The sequence below is a fragment of the Pedococcus sp. P2_E2 genome (genome assembly GCF_056403955.1).
Window position 1 is genome coordinate 54573 of sequence record NZ_JBFUEM010000002.1, and the last position, 22986, is coordinate 77558.

25 protein-coding genes and 1 pseudogene are annotated in these 22986 nt (G+C 71.3%); 13 read left to right on the forward strand and 13 right to left on the reverse strand.

Annotated features, from left to right (window positions below):
* Positions 1–15: 15 nt before the first annotated feature.
* The 9 genes from rarD to AC1DWR_RS05840 form a co-directional block, all read right to left on the reverse strand.
* On the reverse strand, positions 16–936 hold the full coding sequence (gene rarD, locus AC1DWR_RS05800) for an EamA family transporter RarD (RefSeq protein ID WP_477623860.1): 921 nt from the start codon (positions 934–936) through the stop codon (positions 16–18).
* A 111-nt stretch (positions 937–1047) separates the two neighbouring features.
* Complete coding sequence (locus AC1DWR_RS05805; RefSeq protein ID WP_477623861.1) at positions 1048–2145, reverse strand: 2-oxoacid:ferredoxin oxidoreductase subunit beta; 1098 nt, start codon at positions 2143–2145, stop codon at positions 1048–1050.
* Positions 2142–4070 carry a 2-oxoacid:acceptor oxidoreductase subunit alpha gene (locus AC1DWR_RS05810; RefSeq protein ID WP_477623862.1) on the reverse strand — a complete coding sequence of 643 codons (1929 nt, stop codon included), beginning with the start codon at positions 4068–4070 and terminating at the stop codon, positions 2142–2144. Before AC1DWR_RS05810 ends, AC1DWR_RS05805 begins: the two co-directional genes overlap by 4 nt.
* A gap of 159 nt (positions 4071–4229) precedes the next feature.
* Positions 4230–4940: an urease accessory protein UreD gene (locus tag AC1DWR_RS05815; RefSeq protein ID WP_477623863.1), complete on the reverse strand. Its 711-nt coding sequence runs from the start codon at positions 4938–4940 to the stop codon at positions 4230–4232.
* Positions 4924–5661 carry an urease accessory protein UreG gene (ureG, locus tag AC1DWR_RS05820; protein WP_477623864.1) on the reverse strand — a complete coding sequence of 246 codons (738 nt, stop codon included), beginning with the start codon at positions 5659–5661 and terminating at the stop codon, positions 4924–4926. Before ureG ends, AC1DWR_RS05815 begins: the two co-directional genes overlap by 17 nt.
* Positions 5654–6322, reverse strand: coding sequence for an urease accessory protein UreF (locus AC1DWR_RS05825; RefSeq protein ID WP_477623865.1), 669 nt, complete (start codon positions 6320–6322; stop codon positions 5654–5656). Before AC1DWR_RS05825 ends, ureG begins: the two co-directional genes overlap by 8 nt.
* Positions 6323–6335: 13 nt before the next feature.
* On the reverse strand, positions 6336–8045 hold the full coding sequence (locus AC1DWR_RS05830) for an urease subunit alpha (RefSeq protein ID WP_477623866.1): 1710 nt from the start codon (positions 8043–8045) through the stop codon (positions 6336–6338).
* Complete coding sequence (gene ureB / locus AC1DWR_RS05835) at positions 8038–8346, reverse strand: urease subunit beta (protein WP_477623867.1); 309 nt, start codon at positions 8344–8346, stop codon at positions 8038–8040. Before ureB ends, AC1DWR_RS05830 begins: the two co-directional genes overlap by 8 nt.
* A 66-nt stretch (positions 8347–8412) precedes the next feature.
* The gene (locus AC1DWR_RS05840) at positions 8413–8715 is read right to left on the reverse strand and encodes an urease subunit gamma (protein ID WP_477613684.1); all 303 of its coding nucleotides are present in this window, start codon (positions 8713–8715) and stop codon (positions 8413–8415) included.
* 136 nt (positions 8716–8851) lie between these two features.
* On the opposite strand from AC1DWR_RS05840, the gene AC1DWR_RS05845 reads away from it, so the two are divergent.
* Positions 8852–9535, forward strand: coding sequence for an alpha/beta hydrolase (locus AC1DWR_RS05845; RefSeq protein ID WP_477623868.1), 684 nt, complete (start codon positions 8852–8854; stop codon positions 9533–9535).
* 29 nt (positions 9536–9564) lie between these two features.
* Here AC1DWR_RS05845 and AC1DWR_RS05850 read toward each other — a convergent pair whose 3' ends face one another.
* Positions 9565–11112, reverse strand: a complete 1548-nt coding sequence (locus tag AC1DWR_RS05850; RefSeq protein WP_477623869.1) for an HNH endonuclease signature motif containing protein — start codon at positions 11110–11112, stop codon at positions 9565–9567.
* A gap of 122 nt (positions 11113–11234) precedes the next feature.
* Between AC1DWR_RS05850 and AC1DWR_RS05855 the strand changes: the two genes are divergently transcribed.
* Entirely contained in the window at positions 11235–11546 is a 312-nt protein-coding gene (locus AC1DWR_RS05855) for a DUF2087 domain-containing protein (RefSeq protein ID WP_477623870.1), read from the forward strand.
* 101 nt (positions 11547–11647) lie between these two features.
* Positions 11648–12631: a glycosyl hydrolase gene (locus AC1DWR_RS05860; RefSeq protein WP_477623871.1), complete on the forward strand. Its 984-nt coding sequence runs from the start codon at positions 11648–11650 to the stop codon at positions 12629–12631.
* A 46-nt stretch (positions 12632–12677) separates the two neighbouring features.
* On the opposite strand, the gene AC1DWR_RS05865 is transcribed toward AC1DWR_RS05860, so the two are convergent.
* The 3 genes and pseudogenes from AC1DWR_RS05865 to AC1DWR_RS05875 all read right to left on the reverse strand — a co-directional run.
* Positions 12678–13181, reverse strand: a complete 504-nt coding sequence (locus AC1DWR_RS05865) for a DinB family protein (protein ID WP_477623872.1) — start codon at positions 13179–13181, stop codon at positions 12678–12680.
* Positions 13182–13221: 40 nt separating this feature from the next.
* The gene (locus tag AC1DWR_RS05870) at positions 13222–13527 is read right to left on the reverse strand and encodes a hypothetical protein (RefSeq protein ID WP_477624237.1); all 306 of its coding nucleotides are present in this window, start codon (positions 13525–13527) and stop codon (positions 13222–13224) included.
* 52 nt (positions 13528–13579) lie between these two features.
* A pseudogene (locus tag AC1DWR_RS05875) lies at positions 13580–13867 on the reverse strand (LON peptidase substrate-binding domain-containing protein); the annotation flags it as partial.
* 70 nt (positions 13868–13937) lie between these two features.
* Here AC1DWR_RS05875 and AC1DWR_RS05880 point away from each other — a divergent pair.
* From AC1DWR_RS05880 to AC1DWR_RS05925, 10 genes are read left to right on the forward strand one after another with little or no spacing between them, the layout of a single operon-like run.
* Entirely contained in the window at positions 13938–14294 is a 357-nt protein-coding gene (locus AC1DWR_RS05880) for an NADH-quinone oxidoreductase subunit A (RefSeq protein ID WP_477623873.1), read from the forward strand.
* Entirely contained in the window at positions 14294–14890 is a 597-nt protein-coding gene (locus AC1DWR_RS05885; protein WP_477613676.1) for an NADH-quinone oxidoreductase subunit B, read from the forward strand. The genes AC1DWR_RS05880 and AC1DWR_RS05885 overlap by 1 nt, the downstream gene beginning before the upstream one ends.
* On the forward strand, positions 14887–15453 hold the full coding sequence (locus AC1DWR_RS05890; RefSeq protein ID WP_477623874.1) for an NADH-quinone oxidoreductase subunit C: 567 nt from the start codon (positions 14887–14889) through the stop codon (positions 15451–15453). Before AC1DWR_RS05885 ends, AC1DWR_RS05890 begins: the two co-directional genes overlap by 4 nt.
* The gene (gene nuoH, locus AC1DWR_RS05895; RefSeq protein WP_477623875.1) at positions 15450–16409 is read left to right on the forward strand and encodes an NADH-quinone oxidoreductase subunit NuoH; all 960 of its coding nucleotides are present in this window, start codon (positions 15450–15452) and stop codon (positions 16407–16409) included. Before AC1DWR_RS05890 ends, nuoH begins: the two co-directional genes overlap by 4 nt.
* Complete coding sequence (locus AC1DWR_RS05900; RefSeq protein ID WP_477623876.1) at positions 16406–17071, forward strand: NuoI/complex I 23 kDa subunit family protein; 666 nt, start codon at positions 16406–16408, stop codon at positions 17069–17071. The genes nuoH and AC1DWR_RS05900 overlap by 4 nt, the downstream gene beginning before the upstream one ends.
* Complete coding sequence (locus tag AC1DWR_RS05905) at positions 17068–17616, forward strand: NADH-quinone oxidoreductase subunit J family protein (RefSeq protein WP_477623877.1); 549 nt, start codon at positions 17068–17070, stop codon at positions 17614–17616. The genes AC1DWR_RS05900 and AC1DWR_RS05905 overlap by 4 nt, the downstream gene beginning before the upstream one ends.
* Positions 17613–17957: an NADH-quinone oxidoreductase subunit NuoK gene (gene nuoK / locus AC1DWR_RS05910; RefSeq protein ID WP_477623878.1), complete on the forward strand. Its 345-nt coding sequence runs from the start codon at positions 17613–17615 to the stop codon at positions 17955–17957. Before AC1DWR_RS05905 ends, nuoK begins: the two co-directional genes overlap by 4 nt.
* A complete protein-coding gene (locus tag AC1DWR_RS05915) occupies positions 17954–19828 on the forward strand; it encodes an NADH-quinone oxidoreductase subunit 5 family protein (protein WP_477623879.1) in 1875 nt (624 codons plus the stop codon). Before nuoK ends, AC1DWR_RS05915 begins: the two co-directional genes overlap by 4 nt.
* 46 nt (positions 19829–19874) lie before the next feature.
* The gene (locus AC1DWR_RS05920) at positions 19875–21347 is read left to right on the forward strand and encodes a complex I subunit 4 family protein (RefSeq protein WP_477613669.1); all 1473 of its coding nucleotides are present in this window, start codon (positions 19875–19877) and stop codon (positions 21345–21347) included.
* Positions 21344–22912, forward strand: coding sequence for a proton-conducting transporter transmembrane domain-containing protein (locus AC1DWR_RS05925; protein ID WP_477623880.1), 1569 nt, complete (start codon positions 21344–21346; stop codon positions 22910–22912). The genes AC1DWR_RS05920 and AC1DWR_RS05925 overlap by 4 nt, the downstream gene beginning before the upstream one ends.
* Positions 22913–22986: the final 74 nt, after the last annotated feature.

Here is a 22986-nt window from a genome sequence, read left to right on the forward strand (position 1 = left end):
CTCGTCAGGGGGCGCTCAGGGAAGGATGGCCTCGACGTCCGGGCGACCGCGGCCCGGGAGGTTGCGCAGCGAGTCAAAACTCAGCACTGCCAACGCAATCCAGACGATGCCGAAGCCGATCCAGCGGGTGCCGGACATGTGCTCGTCGAGGAGCAGCACCCCGCAGAGGAGCTGGAGCACCGGCGTGATGAACTGCAGCAGCCCGATCGTGACCAAGGGCACCCGGCGTGCGGCGGCGGCGAAGAGCAGCAGCGGCGTGGCCGTCGCGACACCGGCCGCGACGAGCAGCGTGGTGTGCCAGCCGCCGTCGGTCGTGAAGGTGGTGTCTCCCCGGGCAGTGAGCACCACCAGCATCACCACGGCGACTGGTCCGAGCACCGCCGTCTCGGCGGCGAGGGAGTGCATGGCCTCCAGGGACGCGCCGACCTTCTTCTTCACCAAGCCATAGAGCCCGAACGACATCGCGAGGCTGACGGCGACGACCGGAACCGCGCCCGCGGCGATGCTCAGGTAGATGCCGGCGATCGCCCCGATGGCGACGGCCACCCACTGCAGGGGGCGCAGCCGTTCGCGCAGGACGACGACGCCCAGCGCCACCGTGACGATCGGGTTGAGGAAGTAGCCCAGCGCGGCCTCGGTCGTCCTGCCGCCCAGCACCGCCGCCACGTAGATCACCCAGTTCGCGGCGATGAGCAGCGCGGCCGCCGTGACGCCAAGACCCAGCCGAGGTCGCTGCCACAGCTGCCGGGTCCAGCCGAGGTCGCGGCGCACGACCAGGACCAGGGCGCAGAGCAGCAGCGTCCACAGGATGCGGTGCGACAGGATCTCCCAGGCGCCGGCTGGTTTCAGCGCCGCGAAGTAGAGCGGGAAGATCCCCCAGATGGCATAGGCGAGCAGGCCGTATGCCGCGCCGCGCTGTTCGTCGTCCCGCGGCACCTCAGGCGGTGGCAGGGCAGGGAGAAGTCGAGAGAGCGCGACACGCTGGCGCCGCAGCCGATTCGCCAGCGTGTCGCGCCCACTCGACTGCCGGTTGAACCGGCCGGGTCATCACGCCACGGTCCAGGTGTCTCGGCCGTGGATGAGCTGGTCGATGTCGGCGTCGGTGGGGCGGCCGCCCGCGGTGTCGATCGCGGCGTCCACCTGAGCCCGGACGAGGTCGTCGTAGGTCGGCCGGTTGACGCTGCGGAAGATGCCCATCGGGACGTGCGTCATCTGGGGGGAGTCGAGCCGCGAGAGCGCGAAAGCCTGGGTGGGGTCGGCCGCGCCGGCGTCGTGCACGACCACGTCACGGCCCGAGGACTCCGCCCGCGGCACGAACTCCATCGCGCCGCCCTCGCCGCGGACCAGCACCTGCCGGTCGTCCTCGGGTCCGAGGGCCACGGGCTCGCCGTCGACCAGGTGGACGATGCGGGCCTCCTGCTCGGAGCGGTCCTTGATCAGGTCGAACGCGCCGTCGTTGAAGATCGGGCAGTTCTGGTAGATCTCGACGAGGGAGGTGCCGCGGTGCTCGGCTGCCGCGCGCAGGATCCCGGTGAGGTGCTTGCGGTCCGTGTCGGTCGTCCGGGCGACGAAGCTGGCCTCGGCTCCCAGGGCCAGTGACACCGGGTTGAAGGGGTGGTCGACCGAACCCATCGGGGTGGACTTGGTGATCTTGCCGACCTCGGAGGTGGGCGAGTACTGCCCCTTGGTCAGTCCATAGATCTGGTTGTTGAACAACAGGATCGTGAGGTTGACGTTGCGGCGCAGCGCGTGGATGAGGTGGTTGCCACCGATCGACAGGGCGTCGCCGTCGCCGGTCACGACCCACACCGACAGGTCCGGACGGCTCGTCGCGAGCCCGGTGGCGATCGCGGGGGCGCGGCCGTGGATCGAGTGCAGGCCGTAGGTGTCGAGGTAGTAGGGGAAGCGTGACGAGCAGCCGATCCCGGAGACGAACACGGTGTTCTCGCGCTTGAGGCCGAGCTCGGGCAGGAAGCCCTGCACGGCGGCGAGGATCGCGTAGTCGCCGCAGCCCGGGCACCAGCGCACCTCCTGGTCGGAGGTGAACTCCTTCTTCGTCTGCTTGGGGTCGTCGTCGGCGAGGCGCGGCACCCCGGCGGTGCCGCTGCGGACGCCGATGGACGGCATACCGAGTTCGGTGGTCATGCGTGACCTCCCTTGACAGCCACCGCGTCGGGGGCTGGGTGATCGTCGCCGGCGGCGAGCGACACGATGGCGTCGGCGAGCTCGACGGTGGTGAACGGCAGGCCACGCACCTGGGTGAAGGAGTGCACGTCGACGAGGAACTTGGCGCGCAGCAGCAGGGCGAGCTGGCCCATGTTCATCTCGGGGACAAGGACCTTGTCATAGCGCCGCAGCACCTCGCCGGTGTTGGCCGGGAACGGGTTGAGGTGCCGCAGGTGGGCGGTGGCGACGTCGGTGCCGGAGTTGCGGACGTTGCGGGCCGCAGCGGCGATCGGGCCGTAGGTCGAGCCCCAGCCGAGGACGAGCACCCGTGCCGCGCCGCTCGGGTCGTCGACCTCGAGGTCGCCGATGGTGTCGGCGATGCGTTCGACCTTGGCGGCCCGCAGCCGGGTCATCAGGTCGTGGTTGTCGGGGTCGTAGGAGATGTTGCCGGTGATGTTGGCCTTCTCGATGCCCCCGATGCGGTGCTCGAGACCGGGAGTGCCGGGGACCGCCCACGGCCGGGCGAGGGTCGCCTCGTCGCGCAGGAACGGGTGGAAGACCGGCTGACCCGAGTCGTCGGTGTCGTTGGGCTCCGTGGCGAACTCGACGGTCAGGTCGGGGAGCTCGGCCACCGAGGGGATCGACCACGGCTCGGAACCGTTGGCGAGGTAGCCGTCGGACAGCAGGAAGACCGGGGTGCGGTAGGCCGTCGCGATGCGCACCGCCTCGACGGCTGCGTCGAAGCAGTCCGCCGGCGACTTCGGGGCGATGATCGGCACCGGCGACTCGCCGTTGCGGCCGAACATCGCCTGAAGCAGGTCGGACTGCTCGGTCTTGGTCGGCAGACCCGTCGAGGGGCCGCCGCGCTGCACGTCGACGATGACGAGGGGGAGCTCGAGCGAGACGCCCAGCCCAATGGTCTCGGACTTGAGGGCGACGCCGGGTCCCGAGGTCGTGGTGACGCCGATGGCGCCGCCGAACGAGGCGCCGAGGGCGGCTCCGATGCCGGCGATCTCGTCCTCGGCCTGCAGGGTCGTCACACCGTAGCGCTTGAGCCCCGACAGGGTGTGCAGGATGTCGGAGGCGGGGGTGATGGGGTAGGACCCGAGCACGAGCGGGATGCCGGCGCGGTGAGCGGCGGTCACCAGCCCGAGCGCGAGGGCGGCGTTGCCGGTGATGTTGCGGTAGGTGCCGGGAGCCATCTTGGCCGGCGCGATCTCGTAGGACACCACGAAGTCCTCGGTGGTCTCGCCATAGTTCAGACCGGCCCTCAGGGCAGCGAGGTTGGCGGCCAGGATGTCGGGCTTGGAGCCGAACTTCTTCTCCAGGAACGACTCGGTGCCGGTGGTCGGGCGGTGGTACATCCACGACAGCAGCCCGAGCGCGAACATGTTCTTGGCGCGCTCCTTGTCCTTGCGGGACAGGGTCTCGAACGCCGCGAGGGCCTCCACGGTGATCGACGTCAGGGCCACGGGGTGCACGTGCCAGGACTCGAGGCTGCCGTCCTCGAGGGGGTTGGCCGCGTAACCCACCTTGGCGAGGTTGCGCTTGGAGAACTCGTCGGTGTTGGCGATGATCGTCGCGCCGCGGGGCAGGTCGCGCAGGTTGGCCTTGAGCGCCGCGGGGTTCATGGCGACGAGCACGTCAGGGGCGTCGCCGGGGGTGAGCACGTCGTGGTCGGCGAAGTGCAGCTGGAAGCTGGAGACGCCGGGAAGGGTGCCCTGGGGCGCCCTGATCTCCGCCGGGAAGTTGGGGAGGGTGGACAGGTCGTTGCCCAGCGCGGCGGTCTCCGATGTGAAGCGGTCCCCCGTGAGCTGCATGCCGTCGCCCGAGTCACCCGCAAACCGGATCACGACCCGATCGAGGCGCTTGACCGACTTGCTGCTCGACTGTGTCTGCGTCACTACGTGTTTCCGCCACCTGTTCATCTGCTGTTTCTTGCGCGTCGCGCTCCTCCTGCGGACGTTCTTCCATGGTATGACTGCCGCCGTCGCCGCATGCGGGCAACCCGCATTTCGGACACCCGGGCATGTCGTTATTGGCGGCCGGCAGCTGCCGGGGCGTCAGAGCTGGCGGTTCCAGTCGGCCCACAGGGCCGCCAGGGTCGAGTCGTGCGCCTGGGTCAGCAGCTGCCTGCTCACCGCTCCCGGTTCGTGCAGCCGGTATGCCGCGTGGCCGGGCGGGGTCTCGGGTCGCCACCCGATCGCGGTCACCGAGTCGACCACCCGCGCTGTGCCGAGCGCCCCGGTGCCCAGCCCCGCTCGCACCTCGAGGTGCTCCACGAGGGCCGGCCGGCCGGCATACGTCATGGTGGTGTGGCAGTCGAGGCGACCACCCTCCTGGCCGCTGCGTCCCAGTGAAACCTGGTCGTGCAGCAGGAGCCGGCCTCCCTCGGCGACGTCCACGTGCAGGCTACGCGTGACCTCGGCACCATCCGCCACGACCAGCGGTTGGCAGGCCCAGGTGAGCGTGCCTCCCGCGTGGACTCGCAGGGAGACGTCGATGACGCAGCCCAGGCCACGACCGTGGTAGGCCACGGTGCCGGCGACGTCGCGCAGGTCGAGCCGCAGGCCGGGGCCCACGTCGACGCAGAGGCGCAGGGCGTCGCCGCCGAGGAGGGTGGCGGTGGTGGCGATGAGGGCGACCTCGGCGCCGGACGCGTCGTGCCGGACGACGCGGGGGGTCAGCAGGCCGGCGGCCAGCACCAGCCGGCTGCGCTCCTGACCCGGCCAGAGCTCGACCCTGGCGGTGTTGACCTCAGTGTGCGTGGACACCCTCACCGCCGTCGTGGGGGTGGGCGTGGGCGTCGTCGCCGTGCACCTGTTCGAGGTGGCTGTGGGGCGCCATGGGGCCGGGGTCGACGGGGACATGGCGGCCGCCGCGGTGGGACGCGAGCATGGCCAGCACCCAGGCGCGCAGCTCGGCCACCGATGCCGCGTCCGTGCGGGACAGGCCGATGACGGGGCGTCCGTCGCGGGCGTCCCGGCCCTCGCGCTGCATCAGGTCGGCGTCGACTCCGACGTGCGGCGCCAGGTCGGTCTTGTTGACCACGAGCAGGTCGGCCCGCGAGATGCCGGGACCGCCCTTGCGGACGACGTCGCCGCCGCCGGCAACGTCGAGCACGAAGATCTGGGCGTCGACCAGGGCGGGCGAGAACGTCGCCGTGAGGTTGTCCCCGCCGGACTCGACCAGGACGAGGTCCAGCGGGGCGAAGTCGGCTTCGAGGTCCTCCACGGCGAGGAGGTTGGCCGTCACGTCGTCCCGGATCGCGGTGTGGGGGCACGCGCCGGTCTCGACGGCGCGGATCCGGTCGGGGTCGAGGACTCCGGCGGCGCGCAGCATCCGGGCGTCCTCGTCGGTGTAGATGTCGTTGGTGACGACGCCCAGCTCGAGCTCTGAGCCGAGCTCGCGGCAGACCATGGCGATGAGCGAGGACTTGCCGGTGCCGACCGGCCCGGCGACGCCCAGTCGGAACGAGCGCGTGGTGTCAGGCACTGAACAGCCTCCGTGGGTGGGTGGGGTGGGCGTGCTGCCACTGCTCCAGGAGCGGCGCTGACGGCGCGGGTATGCCGTCCGGCTCGGTGAGGTGCGCGACCGCGCCGACGACCTCCTCGATCTCGGGCCCTGCGTGCAGCAGCCACTCCGTCGTCTCGACGGGGTCGAGCGGGCAGAGCTTGAGGGCGGCCGCGCAGAGCGACTGCACGTCGTCGTAGGCGACCAGCCGGGCCGTCCGGGCGCCGTCCAGGCCCGCGGCGGCAGCCATCGAGCCCACGGCCACAGGTCGCGCGGGGGCAGGCATCGTCGCCAGGGCGGAGGCGGTCGCGGTGCCGGGCCAGAGCCGCTGCGCCAGGCGGCGTTGTCCGCGGCCCACGGAGACCGAGGCGGCCCGCGTCACCTCGCTGGGGGTGCGGGCGGCCCAGGCGAGCTGGACGTCGTCGAGGGGCAGGCCGGCCAGGGTGTGGTGGCGCGCCACGACGGCCGTCGCCGCGTCGACGAGCACGACGGTGCGCAGCCTGGTGGAGATGAGTCCGGGGACGTCGCGCGGCTCGAGGCCGCCGAGGAGTGCGGGCTCGAGCCCGGAGGACTGGGTGTGAGCGCCGACAGGGAGGCGTCCGTCGGCCAGCAGCATCGCGGCGAACTCGGGGTGGGGGAGCATCGACAGTCGACTCTCAGAAGAGTGAATAGCGTTGGGCGAGTGGGAGCTCCGTCGCGGGGGCGGGCTCGACGAGCTCTCCGTCGATGCGGATCGCAAACGACTCGGGGTCGACCTCGATGACCGGGAGCGTGTCGTTGTTGATCATGTCCGCCTTGGTGACCTCCCGGGTGGGACGCACCGGGGTGAGGGTGCGTCGCAGGCCGAGGCGCTGGCCCAGCCCGTCCTGGAGCGCGGCGGGGGCGACGAACACCAGTGAGTGGTCAGCCCCGGCACCTCCCTCGCCGACCAGCGCGGGGCGCATGAGGACCGGCTGGGGCGTGGGGATCGACGCGTTCGGGTCGCCGAGCGCGGCATACACGATCGCTCCTCCCTTGAGGACGACGTCGGGGCGCCACCCGAAGAACTTCGGGTCCCAGAGGACGAGGTCGGCGAGCTTGCCCGCTTCGATCGAGCCGACCTCGTGGTCGATGCCGTGGGCGATGGCCGGGTTGATCGTGTACTTGGCCACGTAGCGACGGGCCCGCTCGTTGTCGGCGGGCATGGTGCCGCCCAGGGGGCCGAGGCGTGCCTTCATGACGTGGGCCACCTGCCACGTGCGGGTGACGACCTCGCCGATCCTCCCCATGGCCTGGGCATCCGAGCTCGTCATCGACAGCGCGCCGAGGTCGTGCAGGATGTCTTCTGCCGCAATGGTGCTGGCCCGGATCCTGCTCTCTGCGAAGGCGAGGTCCTCCGGCACGGACGGGTTGAGGTGGTGACAGACCATCAACATGTCGAGGTGCTCGGCGACGGTGTTGACGGTGTGGGGGAGCGTCGGGTTGGTCGAGCCGGGTAGCACGTTGGCGTGACCGGCGATGGTGATGATGTCGGGGGCGTGGCCACCGCCGGCGCCCTCGGTGTGGAACGCGTGGATGCTCCGCCCACTGATCGCTCGCAAGGTCGACTCGACGAAGCCAGCCTCGTTGAGGCTGTCGCTGTGCAGCGCCACCTGGAGGCCGTACTCGTCCGCCGCGCGCAGGGCCGCGTCGATGGCGGCCGGGGTGCTGCCCCAGTCCTCGTGCACCTTGTATGCCGCCGCTCCGCCAAGCGCCTGCTCGCGCAGCCCCTCGGCGCTGACGGTGTTGCCCTTGCCCATGAGGAGCAGGTTGACCGGGAGGTGGTCGAGCCCCCGCAGGACTGACTGGAGGTGCCACGGTCCGGGCGTGACGGTCGTGGCCTTGGAACCCTCGGAGGGTCCCGTGCCGCCGCCGCCGAGGGTGGTGATCCCCGCGGCGAGCGCCTCGTGCACCTGGCTGGTCGACAGGAAGTGGACGTGCAGGTCGACCCCGCCGGCCGTGAGGATCCGGCCCTCGCCGGAGATCACGTCGGTGCCGGGGCAGATCTCGAGGTCGGGGTGCACTCCGTCGGCGATGTCGGGGTTGCCACTGCGGCCGAGCGCGACGATGCGGCCGTGGCGGATGCCGACGTCGGCGCGGATGACTCCCCAGTGGTCGAGCACGACCGCGTTGGTGATGACGGTGTCCAGCGCGCCGCCGGCGCTGGTGCGGGTGCCCTGGGCCATCGACTCCCGGATGGACTTGCCCCCACCGAAGACTGCTTCTTCGCCCCCGAACGTGAGGTCGTCCTCGATCTCGACCCACAGGTCGGTGTCGCCGAGGCGCACCTGGTCGCCGGTGGTGGGGCCGTAGATCGCCGCGTAGCGCTCCCGGTCGAGGTCAGCCATCGAGCTCACCGTCCGGCCCGCGCTCGCCGACCCGCTGTCCTGGCACCTGCAGGCCCGGGACGCGGCGTCGTCCACGGAGCGCCACCGCGGCGACCTCTCGGCTGACGCCCGGCTCGAACCGGACGGACGTCCCGCTCGGGATGTCGAGCCGGAAGCCGTACGCTGCCGCCCGGTCGAACTCCAGCGCCGTGTTGCTGTCGGGCAGGTGCAGGTGCGAGCCGATCTGCACGGGACGGTCGCCCGTGTTCACGATGACGAGGGTGAGCCGCTCGGCGTCGGTGCGGTCGGCGTTGATGGTCACGGTGCCTGGCTTGACCCTGATCGCACCGGGTCCAGAACTGTTGCTGCTCAACGGAGTTCCGTTCTCTCAGGCGATCGGGTGGTGGAGGGTCACGAGCTTGCGACCATCGGGGAAGGTCGCCTCGACCTGCACATCGCTGACCATCTCGGCGACTCCCTCCATGACCTGGTCGCGGTGCAGGACATCGCGACCCTGCTCCATCAGGTCGGCGACGGTCGAGCCTTCGCGAGCGCGCTCGATGACCCAGGTGGACAGCAGCGCCACGGCCTCGGGGTGGTTGAGCTTCACGCCGCGCGAGAGCCGGTCACGGGCGACCATCCCGGCCACCGCGAGCAGGAGCTTCTCGGTGTCCGCGGGGGACAGGTGCATGCGGCCTCCTTGGCGGGTGCTGGCCCAGTAGACCAAGGCAGTGTTTCGCGGGCGTTTCATCAGCGCCACCCGGGGCTCACACCGACTCACACCGACCCGTCGCGTCGAGCACTTTCGCTGGACTAGCGTGCCGAGGATGTCGCCCCGTCTTGTCGTCCTGCCCAGCCCGCTGCTGGGTCCGGCGACCTATGCGCCCCTCGCTGCGGCACTGACGGCTGGCGCGATGGCGACCACCGTCGCCGAGCTACCGGACCGCGACTTCTCCCCGTCAGAGGTGCTGTCCTGCTTCCGGTCGCAGGTCGCGGACCAGGGCGCGACGGTGGTCGTCGCGCACAGCAATGCCGGGTACTACGCGCCGGCCGCGGCGTTGGATCTTGGCGTGCCGACCATCTTCATGGATGCTGGCCTGCCTGCCGTGGGTGAGTCCGAGACCCGCCTGGCGCCTCCGGCCTTTGCCGAGTTCATCGGCTCCCTGCCGCTGTGCGACGGACTGCTGCCGCCGTGGCCCCTCTGGTGGGACCGCGCCGACGTCGCTGCGCTCTTCCCCGACGACGACTGGCTCGACCTGGTGGTCCGCGAGGCGCCACGCCTGTCGCCCGCCTACTTCACGACGCCCCTCCAGGTGCCACGCGGCTGGGCGGTGCGGCCGGCGGCATACCTCGCCTTCGGTGACACGTATGCCGCCGAGCTGGCCTTCGCGCGCAGCGCGGGCTGGCTGGTCCGTCAGGGGGCTGGTCACCACCTGACGCACCTCGCCGAGCCCGACCGCGTCGCCGACGTCGTCGTCGAGCTCTGCGCCGCGCTGCACGTCGGCACCTGAGCGGGTGCCAGAAGAAGGGGTGTGGTGGGTCAGGCCGCGCTAAAGCCGTGGCGGTCCAGCGGCCACGTCGTGTGGGTGCGGCCATCCGGGGCGGTCCACTTGCAGACGCCGAGCGGGTCCATCTCGACCCGCCACCCGGCATGGTGCTTGAACCCGTGATGGGTGGCACAGAGGGACTGCAGGTTGGGGACGGAGGTGGGGCCGTCGGGGTGACGGATGACGTGGTCGAGCTGGCACCGCTTGGCCGCGGTGGCGCAGCCAGGGAAGCGGCAGGTGCCGTCCCGTGAGCGGACAGCGCGCGCCGTCGCCGCGCCGGGTCTGTAGATGGTCGGGTCCTGCCATCGAACGGCTCCGGTGACAGAGTCGCTGCGGGCCAGGCGCAGGACGACGTCTGGGTCGCTCAGCAGGGCGACCACGTCGGACGGGAGCAGCGAGCCGAGCACTGGTACCTCCGTGTGCGAGGACACGAACCACAGGCGGTCCTCGTGGTCGTGCAGGACGCCGTCGTCGAGCTGCTCGCAGCCGCCAAGGTCGTGGTACCAGCCGGACACCGGGGTGAGCTCGACTGCTGCGTCGGTGCCCGCGGAGCCGGGCTCGGCCGGGTCGCGACCGTCGGCGACGCGGTCCGCAGCGTTGGGGATCGGCGGCTGGATGTCTGTGGCGTGGATCCCGGTTGTGTCGGGGGCGTCGTCGCGGACGCCCAAGCACGCCGTCGATACGGGAGGCGCGACGAAGGCCGGCCGCTCGCAGTCAATCGGTGCGACCAGTTCGATCGTGGTGCTGATCGTCGCGTTGGCCTCGATGAGGTCGGACAGTGCGTCGGCGCGAGCGGCGCCCATCCGCAGACCCGGTTCAGCCCGTGCGTACTCCGCGGCGAGCCCGTCCACAGCACTCCACAGCCGGAGGGCGGTCGGGGTCGGCAGGTCGACCACCAGTCGGGTCATGCCGGCACATTCACCCGGACGGATGCTGACGTCACGCCGAGCCCTGGCCCGCTCGGCTGCTTGTGCCGCCTCCTCTCGGTTGCACCGCTCGGCGCTGCGACGCGCTCGACGCCTGAGAGCGGCGCAGGAGAGCTGGGTCGCACCACCCTCCAGCACTCGGGCCTCGAACTCGTGCAACCGGTCGGTCGGTGCGGCAAGGGACTCCGACGCGACCGCATCCACGCGGTAGGGCTCGAGGTCGCCGGACCACGCCAGTGCCTGGATCTGGGGCAGGGAGCAGACGACGCGACGTGCGTGGCTGATGCGGGTCGACATGGTGCGCGGTGAGACATGGAGGAGGGCGGCCAGCGAGCCAGCGGCGACCGCGTGGCCCGACAGGTGGTGGGGGCGCATCCCCACGGCCACGCCATCGGCCACGTCGCGCTCGGACTGCTCGTCGCACCGTCGGGCGACCGTCTCCATGGCCGAACGCTGTCGCGCCGTCGCGGCGCTCACGACGCGCTGGGTGGCGACCGTCAACGCCTCGGCCTGCGCCAGAGACATGCCCTCGATCTCATCGTCGGTGAGGGTGAAGAGCGCGCTCGCGAGGACGGCCGGGTCGGTCGCCTCCACGGTGCGGGCATCTTCGAACATGTGTTCGATCCTATGGGAAGCCACTGACAACGGCTGGACGTGCGCGCGTTCCCCATTCGCGGGAAGCCAGGGAGGGTTTCGAAGGACTGCGGGTTTCAGGCTGTGAGGGTTACGGTCGGTGGATGGATCGACCCGTGCTCGACGACGCGCTGAAGGACCGAGAGGCCATTCTGCGAGCGTTCCTCACGGCGGACGAGAGGCTGTCGAGGATCCCCACGAAGATCCGCAAACGGCTGGTGGTGCTCAACGAGCTGGCCCAGCAGTTCGAGATCGGTAAGACCTATGACGAAACCCAGGTCAACAACATCCTGCGCAGCTGGCACGACGACGTCGCCGCCCTGCGTCGCTACCTCGTCGAGGAGGGCTTCCTCGAGCGCCGCGACGGTCTCTACTGGCGTGCCGGTGGGACGGTCGGAGAAGTCGTCGGGACCTAGCAGCGGCCATCCTCCCCGGCCGTCCAGTGGCCGCTGTCCAGCCCCTGACCACCCTCTGGTTTCGCCGGGTGCCACCGCCTCCGCCCTGCCACACTCTGGTCATGCTGAGGCTGGATGACCTGTGGGTCTGGGACTCCTGGATCGCTGACGACGGCGACCTCTACCACCTGTTCTTCCTCCAGGCGCCGCGCGCGCTGGGGGACCCGGGCAAGCGGCATACCTCGGCGCGGGTGGGGCACGCCACCTCCGCGGACCTCGTGAGCTGGACCGACCTCGGGGAGTGCTTCGGACCCGACCAGAGCGGCGCGGGTCGGTTCGACGACCTCGCCATCTGGACCGGCTCCGTGCTCCACGACGGGGAGCGGTGGCGGATGTTCTACACCGCGGTGTCGACGACCGGCCACCACGTCTACGACCAGCGGATCGGCTCGGCCGTGTCCGACGACCTGCAGCACTGGCAACGGGGCGGCCCCGACCCCGTCGTGCGCGTGGACGGTCGCTGGTACAAGACGCTGGCCAACACGCCGGCCCCCACCGAAGGGCCCGATCTGGAGGGGGCGAGCGAGACCTGGCGCGACCCGCTCGTCTTCGCCGACCCTGCAGGCGACGGCTGGCACATGCTGGTCACCGCCCGGGCCAGGGAAGCGGCGCGCAACGACGACGGGGTCATCGCCCACGCCACCAGCCCCGACCTCGAGACCTGGACCCTCGGCGAGCCGCTGTGCGCGCCCGGAGCCGGCTTCGGACAGCTGGAAGTGCTGCAGAACAAGCAGATCGACGGCCGGTGGGTGCTCGTCTTCACCTGCCACCCGCAGGAGATGACGCCCGAGCGGATCGAGCGGACCGGCAGCTACTGCACCTGGTCGGTGCCCGGTCCCGGACCGCTCGGCCCGTGGGACATCGACGCCGCCCGTCCGTTCACGGCGGAGCCAGACCTGTTCGCCGCGCCACTGGTGCAGCAGCGCGACGGTTCGTGGGTGCTCGTCGGGTTCCACAACCTCGAACCGCAAGGGCTCGACGGGTTCGAGATCAGCGACCCCATCCCGGTCACCCTCGACGCCGACGGCTACCTCGTCGCCCGCTGACGCACCCTCCGACCTCCACCGCCGTGGTGCCGGAACGTGGGGCGGGTCAGTCTCCGGTGCGGCCGTCGGCGAGCTCGCGGAGGATGTCCAGGTGTCCGTTGTGCCGGGCGTTCTCCTCGACGAGGTGCAGCAGCACCCAGCGCAGGGTCGGGCGCTCGCCGCTCCTGAACGGTGTGGCCGACAGGTCGTCGAGGTCGAGCCCGGCGACTATCGCATCGGTGCGGACTGCCTGCGCGGCATACTCCTCCAACGTCTGCGCGAGGGGGGTGGTGGCGCCGAGGCTGAACTCCCTGTCCGGCTCCTCGTCGGTCCAGGGCCCGAGGTCCGGTCCACCGACGAACCTGTTCTCGATCCACGAGTGCTCCACCCAGCGCATGTGGTTGACGACCCCGCCCAGCGTCATCAGCGGTGAGGTCGGCAGTGGCGCGCTCCCGACGTGCTCGTCGGCGAGGCCGTGGCACTTCTCGGCTGCGGTTTCCCGGGTGTACTGGAGCATCGCCAGCAGCGTCGAGCGCTCGTCCCAGGCGTTGGGGGTGTCGGTTCGCGTCATGGTCCGAACCCTGTCGCACCGGCCGGTCGCGCGCCACCGCTTAGTTCAGGTTGAACCCGTGCTCCGGTGACGGCGGCACGACCCCGAGCATCGCGGCCAGCTGCCGTTCGCGCCGGACCAGCTGGAGGCCGAGTCGCAGCCGCGTCTCGGTGTCGTCGGCGGCGAGGAGCTGCTGCCGTTCCCCGAGGTCGAGCCCCACCGCGCCGCCCACGGCATACGAGAGGTCGGCGGCGTCGGAGGGCCACGTGGGCTCGTCGGCGCCCACGGTGTGGGCGTACTCGTGGAGCGCCTGCCGCAGCCGCGCGGCGAGCCCTGCGACCTCCTCGACGTCGCCGGTGTTCCTCAAGCATGGTCACCTCGCCCATCAGGTATGCCGTGCCGGCACCTGGCACGAGCGCCTCCAGGTGGAAGCGCTGGATGCCAGTGCTGAGGACGAGGTAGCGACCGTCTCCGACCGGGGCGGCGTTCGTCAGCCGGGCCAGGCAGCCCACCTCGTGCAGGTCGTGCACCGAGTCGGGCCCGACCTCGTGGCCCTGGCGGATCGCCACGACGCCGAACTCCGGTACCTCCAGGGAGTTCACCAGGTCGCTGAGCAGCTCGAGGTAGCGCGGCTCGAAGACCTGGAGCGGCAGCGCGGCGCCCGGCACCAGGACCGTGCCGAGCGGAAAGAGCGGGACCCGCGCCATGTCGTCACGGTAGGTGCCCACGACCCGGCGCAACACCCCCTCATGGAGGTGGGCCACTAGGCTGCCAACCGTGTCGCCCTACGTCGTCATCGCCGCGGTGGTCGCTGTCGGCCTGCTGCTGTTCGTGGCCGCGATGGGCGCCCGGGCGCTGCTGGCTCCGAAGGCGCCGACCCGGGCCAAGCTGACGACCTACGAGTCCGGAGTCGATCCAGTGGGTCGGGACTGGGCCCAGACGCAGGTGCGCTACTTCGTCTACGCGTTCCTCTACGTCATCTTCGCCGTCGACGCCGTCTACCTGTTCCCCTGGGCCCTCGTCGTCCGCAGCAACCTCGGCGCGGTGTCCCTGCTCGAGATCGCGGTGTTCATCGGGGTCCTGCTGGTCGGACTCGTCCACGCAGCGCGGCGCGGTCTGCTGAGGTGGCTCTGATGACGACGACGCAGCCCGTCCCCCTGCCGATGCCCCGGGTCGGTCCCGCCACCGACCTGGCACCCCAGCCGATCCGCGTGGTCCTCAACTGGGGCCGCCGCTACTCGCTGTGGGTCTTCAACTTCGGCCTCGCGTGCTGTGCGATCGAGTTCATCGCCGCCTCGATGGCCCGGCACGACTTCATCCGGCTCGGGGTGATCCCGTTCGCCCCCGGCCCGCGACAGGCCGACCTGATGGTCGTGTCGGGCACCGTGACCGACAAGATGGCTCCGGCCGTGCGACGGCTCTACGACCAGATGCCCGAACCCAAGTACGTCATCTCGTTCGGAGCCTGCTCCAACTCCGGCGGTCCCTACTGGGACTCCTATTCAGTGACCAAGGGCGTCGACACCATCATCCCGGTGGACGTCTACGTCCCTGGCTGCCCGCCCCGGCCAGAGGCTCTCCTCCAGGGCATTCTCAAGCTGCAGGAGAAGATCGCAGCCGAGACGTTGTCCACCAAGGGAATTCGCGCGAAGTATGCCGGGCACCGCCTCGCGTCCGCAGGCGAGGTCAAGCGGCCGTTGGTGCAGCCCCCGACCAAGGACGTCTCATGAGCGGCCCTCGCGGCGTGAGCGACCTGACCGGTGTGGTGGATCCGAGCGCCCTCGAGCGCGCCGAGGTCGACCCGCCTGACTGGGTGGCGACGATCACGGCGGCCCGCGACGCTGGCTACACCTTCTTCGACTGGCTCACCGCGGTCGACCAGAGCGACGACGAGGCGGCACCCGGTCTCGACGTGGTGTGCCACCTCATGGACGGGTCCACGCCAAGGGCGTTGCGGCGCAAGCTGTTCCGCACCCGCGTCCCCAGCGGTGCCAGCCTCGAGAGCCTGACGGCAGTGTTCCGCGGGGTCGCGTGGCACGAGCGCGAGACGCACGAGATGTTCGGCCTCGACTTCGAGGGGTTCGACGACGGCACCGGTCTGGGGCTGCGCCCGCTCTTGCTCCCCGACGGGTTCGAGGGCACGCCGCTGCGCAAGTCCTTCGTGCTCGCGGCTCGAGCCTCCAAGCCGTGGCCCGGAGCCAAGGAGCCGGGCGAGTCCGAGCACGCCAGGCCGACCGGGCGACGCCGGGTGTCAGCGCCCGGTGTGCCGGACCCCGAGTGGGGGCCGCGATGAACGACGCCGTCGAGGTGACCCTGCGGGCGGTGGGGGTGCTGGCTGCCTTCCTCGTGCTGCCCCTCCTGGTGGGCCAGACCGAACACAAGGTGATGGCGCACATGCAGGGCCGCCTCGGCCCGATGTATGCCGGTGGGTTCCACGGGTGGGCGCAGCTGGTGGCCGACGGGGTCAAGTTCGTGCAGAAAGAGGACATCACCCCTGCAGCTGCCGACAAGAGGATCTTCCGGTTCGCCCCCGCGGTGGCGCTGGTGCCCTATCTCGTTGCGCTGGCAGCGATTCCGCTCAGCCCCGACCTGGTCGCCGCGGACCTCCCCGCGTCGGCCGTGTTCGTCCTGGCGGTGACCGCGGTGGGCATCCTCGGCACGCTCATGGCCGGCTGGGCCAGCGCCAACAAGTACTCGCTGCTCGGTGCGATGCGTGCCGCGGCGCAGCTGCTCTCCTACGAGCTGCCGATGGTGCTAGCGGTCGCGAGCGTCTGCCTGGCGGCCGGCTCGTTGTCCCTCTCCGGGATCGCTGCGGCCTGGTCTCCCTGGTGGCTGGTCTTCCAGCTGCCGGGAGCCATCGTGTTCCTCGTGTCGGCCGTCGCGGAGCTCCAGCGACCGCCGTTCGACATGCCGGTGGCCGACTCCGAGATCGTCTTCGGCGCCTACACCGAGTACACCGGGCTGCGGTTCGCGTTCTTCCTGCTGAGCGAGTACGCCGGGATCGTCGTCATGTCACTCCTCTTCGCCGTGCTCTACCTCGGTGGCTGGCAAGGGCTGTTCAGCGACCAGCTCGGGTGGCTGTGGACCTTGCTCAAGGGGTTCTGCATCGCGGTCGTCGTCATCTGGCTCCGGGTCGCCTGGCCCCGCCTCCGTGAGGACCAGCTGCAGCGACTCGCGTGGCTGGTCCTGGTGCCCCTTGCCCTGGCCCAGCTGGCCCTCACCGGTGTCTGGGTGGTGGCCACCGCATGAGCGAGCAGGAGAAGAAGCCGGGAGGCATCGGCATACCGGGCATCCTCAAGGGGTTGGCCACCACCGCTCGCACCATGTCGAGGCCGACCCACACCGCCGAGTACCCCGACGCGCAGCCGCACCTGCCGCCCCGGAGCCGTGGCGTCATCGCGCTGCTGGAGGAGAACTGCACCTCCTGCATGCTGTGCGCCCGCGAGTGCCCCGACTGGTGCATCTACATCGACTCGCACAAGGAGACGATTCCGGCCACCACGCCTGGTGGGCGCGAGCGCCAGCGGAACGTTCTCGACCGGTTCGCCATCGACTTCAGCCTCTGCATGTACTGCGGCATCTGCATCGAGGTGTGTCCGTTCGACGCGCTGCACTGGAGTCCCGAGTTCGAGTACGCCGAGCTGGACATCCGCGACCTGCTGCACGAGAAGGACCGGCTCGGCCAGTGGATGCCCACGGTGCCGCCCCCGTCGGCGCTCGACGAGCACTCGGCCGAACCGGCCGAGATCGGAGCCACGACCCGACCCGGACGGCTGGTGCGCACGGCGCCGGCGCGTCCCGCTCCCGCGCGGGTCACGCCGACCGGGCAGGAGGCGCAGCCAGCCCCGAAGCCAAGCCCGGAGCCAAGTCCGGAGCCAGCCCCCGAGACGGCACCGGAGACCGGGGAATGACGGCTCTGGACGTGGCCTTCGCCGCGGTCGGACTGATCACGGCGGCCAGCGGTTTGCTCGCCGTGACGACGCGCCACGTCGTCCATGCCGCCCTGTGGCTGGTGGTCTGCCTCGGAGCCGTGGCCGGCTGCTACCTGGTCCTGGGGGCGGAGCTGGTGGCACTGGTGCAGCTCCTGGTCTATGTCGGCGCGATCGTCGTGCTCGTGCTGTTCGCCCTCATGCTCACCCGCGCGCCGATCGGGCCCAACAGCGAGATCAGCACCAGCCGCCTGCACCGGGTGCTCGCGGCGGTGCTGGGGGCTGGCGTCACGGCGCTGCTGGCCGCCGCCCTCCTCCCCATCGCGGGCCCCGCGGTGGAACGGCACGAAACCTCGACCACGCGGGTCGCAGAACAGCTTTTCGGTACCTGGGTCTGGCCCTTCGAAGTCCTCTCACTGCTGCTCCTCGTCGCCCTCATCGCGGCCATGGCGGTGTCGCGGATGACCCGCCCCGACCCTGCCGCTGACCCGCTCGGCTCCGACCTCGCGGCCAGGGAGTCGGCATGATCCATCTCGCCGGGCCGTACCTGCTCTGCGCCGTGCTCGCCGGCATCGGGGCCTACGGCGTGCTGGCGCGACGGAACGCCGTGCTCGTCCTGATCGGGGTCGAGCTCATCCTCAACGCGGCCAACGTGCTGCTCGTCTCGGTCGCCGCCGCGGGTGCTGACCGCTGGGCCGCAGGCAACGTGCTCACGCTGTTCGTCATCACGATCGCTGCCGCGGAGGTCGTCGTGGCGCTCGCGGTGGTCCTCGCGGTCTACCGGCTGCGGGGCGACGTCGACCTGAGCGACGCCACGCTCAGCGACGCCACGGTCAGCGACCCCACGGTGAGCGAGGCTCCCCGATGAGCGCCGCTGCCGCCCGGTTCGTCGTCCTCATCCCTGCCGTCGCCGCATTCCTCGGGCTCCTGCTGGCCCGTCGCACCGACCCACGGCCGGCCCGCGTCGTCGCCGTCGGCACCTCCCTGCTCGCGGTCCTCGCGGCCCTCCTCCAGGTCGTCGCCGTGCACGGCTCGTCGAGGGTGACCATCGCCCGCACCATCCCCGCCCTCGACGCGGGCGAGCTGCGAATTCCCTTGCAGCTGCAGGCGACTACCGCGACTGCCCTCATCGCCCTGGTGGTCGCGATCGTCGGCTGGGCGGTGCAGGCCTTCGCCGGCTGGTACCTGCGCGAGGACGACCGCTACGGCATCTTCGCCGCCACCGTCTCGCTGTTCACAGCAGGCATGCTCCTCGTCGTGCAGTCCGCCGACCTCGTGCTCACCCTCGTGGGCTGGGAGGTGATGGGCTGGTGCTCCTACCTGCTCATCGGTCACTGGAGCCGCAAGGAGTCCGCCCGCCGGGCCGCCATCAAGGCCTTCCTCGTCACCCGCCTCGCAGATGTCGGCTTCGTGCTCGGGGTGGTGATCCTCGCCGCGGGGGCCGGCTCCACGGCATACCCGCAGGTGCTCCAGGCCTGGGCCGCCACGGACTGCCCGGACGCCGCCGCATGTGCAGCGCCCAACGCGACCCTGCGCACGGCCGCCATGGTGCTGCTGGTCATCGGGATCCTCGGCAAGTCCGGCATGGTCCCGTTCCACGACTGGCTCCCGGACGCGATGGAGGGCCCGACGCCCGCGTCCGCCCTGATCCACGCGGCGACCATGGTCGCGGCCGGCACGTTCGTCCTCGCGCAGCTGTTCGACATCCTCGCGGCCAGTGACGGTGCTCGCTGGGTCCTCGCGCTGAGCACCGCCGTGACGATGGTGTATGCCGCGGGGCTGGCGTTCGGGCAGAGCGACCTCAAGCGGCTGCTCGCCTACTCGACCCTCAGCCAGGTCGCCCTCATGCTCTCGGCGCTGGCGGTCGCCCCCGTCGACGAGGGACCGGGCGCCGGAGTGCTTCACCTCTACTCGCACGCGTTCTTCAAGGCGCTGCTCTTCCTCGCGATCGGCTGGCTGAGCGTGACGGTCGGCGGCACCGCGGCCGCGACGATGCGCGGTGGCCTGCGAGGACACCTGTTCATCAGGCCGGCGATGTTCGTCGGGCTGCTGGCGCTGGCCGGGGTGCCTCCGCTCGTCGGCTTCGTCTCCAAGGAGCACGTGCTCGCCGCAGCCGAGGCGGGCGCGGCCGACGGCCAGGCGCGGGCCTGGATCGTCCTGCTCGCAGGCCTGCTGACCGTCGTCCTCACCGCTGCCTACTGCATGCGCGCGTGGATCGTCCTCGACGACCTGGCCGCCGCGGACATCGAACGTCACGAGGCCGACACCGCCGGCTTCCCCGTGACTGCGGCGGTGACGGTCCTGGCCATCCTGACCGTTGCCGGCGGGCTGGTCGCCTTCACCCCTCTGATCGACCTCGGCGGCCACATCGGGTGGTTGGTGGCGCTGCTGAGCATCCTGCTGATCGTCGGCGCCGGCCTGGCCGTGCGTTCACTGGCCCACGGTGCGGATCCCGCTGTGCGGATCGTCGGGGCCCGGATCCCGTCGTTCGACAACGGTTTCGGGGTCGATCGCCTCTACGTCGACTACGTGGCGCGACCGGTCGTCGCCCTCGCGCACCTCGTCGTCTTCCTCGACCGCGAGGTCGTCGACGCCTACGTGCGCGGCGCGGCAGCCGCAACCCGGTTCGGTGGCGCGGGTGGCCAGCGGGCCCACAGCGCCGAACGCGCGGCGTCCGGACTGGCCTGGGCCGTGGCCGGTGTCGTCGTCGTCGCCCTCGCGGGGGTGGCGCTGTGGTGACCGGAAGGCGTGGTGGAGGCAAGACCGCGGTGGGGGCGAGACCGTGGTGATCCTGTTGAGCCTCGTGGTCCCGGCGGCGGTGGCCGTCTGGCTGCTCACCGGTGGCCGCGCCGTCTCCCACCGCTCAGCCAACCTGCTCGCCAGCGCCGCGAGCGTGGTCACGCTGGCCGCCGTCATCGTGGCCGTGATCGCGCGTCCGACGGTCGACCGCGCGTGGGTGCCCTCACTCGGACTGCGCTGGCAGCTCGCTGTCGACGGGATCAGCGCGCCGCTGCTGCTGCTCACCGCTGTCCTGGGGGTGGGCGTGGTGCTGCACACCCTCGACCGACCTCCGCTGGGCGGGACCACCGCCGCCTTCCACGCCTGCCTGCTCCTCGTCGAGTTCGGCGCCCTGGCGACGTTCTACGCCCGCGACGCGGTCCTGTTCTTCGTCGCCTTCGAACTGGTCCTCGTGCCTATGTGGGTGCTGATCACCAGGTTCGGCGACCCCCACGATGCTGACGCCCGCGCCGACGCTGGCGGCCGGTTCGTCCTCTACACCGCCTTCGGCTCGACGCTGATGCTCGTCGGGATCCTGGCGCTCGTCGCCAAGGCGGGCACGTCCGACCTCGACGTCATCGCCCAGGGTGGCGGCCACGGCATACCCGTCGGCACCCAGACCCTGGTCGCGGCGCTGCTCGTGGCGGGGCTCGCGGTGAAGGTGCCGGTCTTCCCGGTCCACACCTGGCTCCCACCGGCACACACCACGGCTCCCACGGCCGGGTCGGTCCTGCTGGCGGCGGTGCTGCTGAAGATGGGCACCTACGGCCTGGTGCGGCTGCCGCTCGCCTCGGTCCCCGACGGATTCGCGAGGGTGGCGCCGGTGCTGGCCGTCCTCGGCGCCGTCGGCATCATCTGGGGAGGCTTGGCCTGCCTCGTCGAGCGCGACCTCAAACGGCTGATCGCCTACTCCTCGGTCGCGCACATGGGTTTCGTCGTCCTCGGCCTGTCCAGCGGCACGCGCACCGGACTCCAGGCGGCGTTGTTCGCCAACGTCGCCCACGGTGTCATCTCGGCCCTGCTGTTCGTCGTCGTCGGCGGGCTCAAGGAGCGGTGGGGCAACGCCGACCTCGAGACCGCCCGGGCCGCCTTGCGCGAGGTCACCCCGCGGCTCGGGTTCGCCCTCATCGTGGGCCTCGCCGCATCCCTCGGCCTGCCTGGCCTGGCAGGTTTCTGGGGCGAGTTCCTCAGTGTGTATGCCGCGTGGTCCCCGGCCGCCGACCGTCCCGAAGGGCTGTTCCGCACCCTGGCCGTCGTCGCCGCCGTCGGCACCGTCCTGGCTGCCGCCTACGCGCTGCGGGTGGCCCGCGCCGTCTGGGCGGGGGAGCGCACGACGCCCCCCATCGAGGACAGCCGCGACAGCGAGTGGGACGTCATCGCCGTCCTCGTCCTCGGGGTGTTGCTGCTCGGCATCGCACCCGGACCCCTGTTGGCCATGACCAGCGGTGCGGTCTCCACGATCATCGGGGCCGCACCATGATCGCCGCGATCGCGCACACGGCGGCGGCTCTGCCCACGGTGGTGCCCACGGTGGTCCCCGCGACGGTGCTGGCCACGACCGGCCTGGTGAGCTTCGACTGGGCAGTCCTCGGGCCGGTGCTCGTCCCCGCCATCGGTGCGTTGGCCGTGCTGGTCCTGGACGTCATCGCCCCGCGCCTGGTCCGGTTGCACGCCGCGATGGGCGTGTTCGCCCTCGCCGCCGGCTTCGCCCTGGCCGTCCCGGGCGCCCTGCGTTCCGGCGACGACCCGCTCCGATCGCTCTGCCTGCCGGCGCCCGACGGTGCCTGCCTCTTCGAAGCCGGTCCCCTCGCCAGTGCCCTGCAGCTCGGCGCCCTCGGGGCGGCGCTCGTGGTGCTGCTGCTGAGCTGGCCGGGCACCGATCCTCGAGAGGACCTGCGGGGTGGTCCGGCTGTCCTCGTGTCCCTCGTCCTGGCGGCCACGGCGGGCGCCGCAGGGGTCGCCGCGGCCCACGACCTCGGATCCTGGCTGGTCTGCCTCGAGCTCGCCACCTTGCCCGCCATCGCCCTGGTCGCCCTTCGTGGCGACGCCCCCGCGGGCCGCGGCGCGCTCGCGCTGCTCACCACGTCCCTGGTGTCGTTCGCGATGGTGGTGCTCGGCGCCGCCCTGTGGCTGGTGTCGACCGGCGAGGCGGTGTTCGCCCCTGGTGCCGCCGCCGATGCGCTGTCCGAGCCGGACCGGCGAGTGGTGCTGCTCCTCGCGGCCCTCCTGCTGCTCTCAGGGGTGGGCTTCAAGCTCAGCCTCGTGCCCTTCCACGTCTGGACACCGCAGGCCTATGCCGGCGCCACCGAACCGGTCGCGGCCTTCCTCGCTGCCACCTCCAAGGTGGCGGCGCTGGCCGCCCTGCTCGTCGTCGTCCAGGCGCTGGTGGGGGCCGGAGCCCCCGTCATCGTGGGCATCGGTCTCCTCGCAGCGGTGTCCATGACGCTCGGCAACGTCCTCGCCCTCGTGCAGGACGACCCGGTGCGGCTGCTGGCCTGGTCCACGGTCGCCCAGGCAGGGTGGGTGGTGCTGCCACTGTCGGCCCTCAACGGCAGGGCCACGGCCGCCTCAGGTGGCTATCTGCTGGCCTACGTCATCGCCACTCTCGTCGCCTTCGTCGTGGTGCACGTCGTGACGTCGACCCCGCGCCTTCGTGGCGCCGCGGACCTCGGACGCACGCTCACGGCATACACCGGCTTGTTGCGGGCCCACCCGCTGCTGGGCGGGGCGCTGGGACTGGCCCTGCTCTCTCTCGCCGGGCTCCCGCCGGGCGTGGTCGGGCTCATCGCCAAGGTGGTCGCCCTGCGCCCCGTGGTCGGGGCGGGGCAGTGGGCGCTGGCCGTGGTCGCCGTGCTCAACGCGGTGATCGGCGTCGCGGTCTACCTGCGCTGGTTCGCCGTGCTGCTGCGCGACCCCGAGGAGGGTCCCGCACGGCCCGTCATCCGCACCATCCCGCGTCCCGCGCTCGCCGCCCTGGTGCTGGCCGGACTCGCGCTCGTGGCCACCAGCGTGATGCCCCAGCTGCTGTTCGGCCTGCTCGGCTGAGCGGCTGGATGACTGGCTGACTGACGGGCAGGACGACGGGCCGGCTGACACGCTGGCTGACGGGCCGGACGGCG

Bases quoted from the DNA above. Each gene is read 5' to 3' on its own strand.
- AC1DWR_RS05805 (WP_477623861.1), bottom strand. From the start codon at position 2,145: ATGACCACCGAACTCGGTATGCCGTCCATCGGCGTCCGCAGCGGCACC.
- AC1DWR_RS05825 (WP_477623865.1), bottom strand. From the start codon at position 6,322: ATGCTCCCCCACCCCGAGTTCGCCGCGATGCTGCTGGCCGACGGACGC.
- AC1DWR_RS05830 (WP_477623866.1), bottom strand. From the start codon at position 8,045: ATGGCTGACCTCGACCGGGAGCGCTACGCGGCGATCTACGGCCCCACC.
- AC1DWR_RS05840 (WP_477613684.1), bottom strand. From the start codon at position 8,715: ATGCACCTGTCCCCCGCGGACACCGAGAAGCTCCTGCTCGCGGTGGCC.
- AC1DWR_RS05845 (WP_477623868.1), top strand. From the start codon at position 8,852: ATGTCGCCCCGTCTTGTCGTCCTGCCCAGCCCGCTGCTGGGTCCGGCG.
- AC1DWR_RS05850 (WP_477623869.1), bottom strand. From the start codon at position 11,112: ATGTTCGAAGATGCCCGCACCGTGGAGGCGACCGACCCGGCCGTCCTC.
- AC1DWR_RS05855 (WP_477623870.1), top strand. From the start codon at position 11,235: ATGGATCGACCCGTGCTCGACGACGCGCTGAAGGACCGAGAGGCCATT.
- AC1DWR_RS05860 (WP_477623871.1), top strand. From the start codon at position 11,648: ATGCTGAGGCTGGATGACCTGTGGGTCTGGGACTCCTGGATCGCTGAC.
- AC1DWR_RS05865 (WP_477623872.1), bottom strand. From the start codon at position 13,181: ATGACGCGAACCGACACCCCCAACGCCTGGGACGAGCGCTCGACGCTG.
- AC1DWR_RS05885 (WP_477613676.1), top strand. From the start codon at position 14,294: ATGACGACGACGCAGCCCGTCCCCCTGCCGATGCCCCGGGTCGGTCCC.
- AC1DWR_RS05890 (WP_477623874.1), top strand. From the start codon at position 14,887: ATGAGCGGCCCTCGCGGCGTGAGCGACCTGACCGGTGTGGTGGATCCG.
- nuoH (WP_477623875.1), top strand. From the start codon at position 15,450: ATGAACGACGCCGTCGAGGTGACCCTGCGGGCGGTGGGGGTGCTGGCT.
- AC1DWR_RS05900 (WP_477623876.1), top strand. From the start codon at position 16,406: ATGAGCGAGCAGGAGAAGAAGCCGGGAGGCATCGGCATACCGGGCATC.
- AC1DWR_RS05905 (WP_477623877.1), top strand. From the start codon at position 17,068: ATGACGGCTCTGGACGTGGCCTTCGCCGCGGTCGGACTGATCACGGCG.
- nuoK (WP_477623878.1), top strand. From the start codon at position 17,613: ATGATCCATCTCGCCGGGCCGTACCTGCTCTGCGCCGTGCTCGCCGGC.
- AC1DWR_RS05915 (WP_477623879.1), top strand. From the start codon at position 17,954: ATGAGCGCCGCTGCCGCCCGGTTCGTCGTCCTCATCCCTGCCGTCGCC.
- AC1DWR_RS05925 (WP_477623880.1), top strand. From the start codon at position 21,344: ATGATCGCCGCGATCGCGCACACGGCGGCGGCTCTGCCCACGGTGGTG.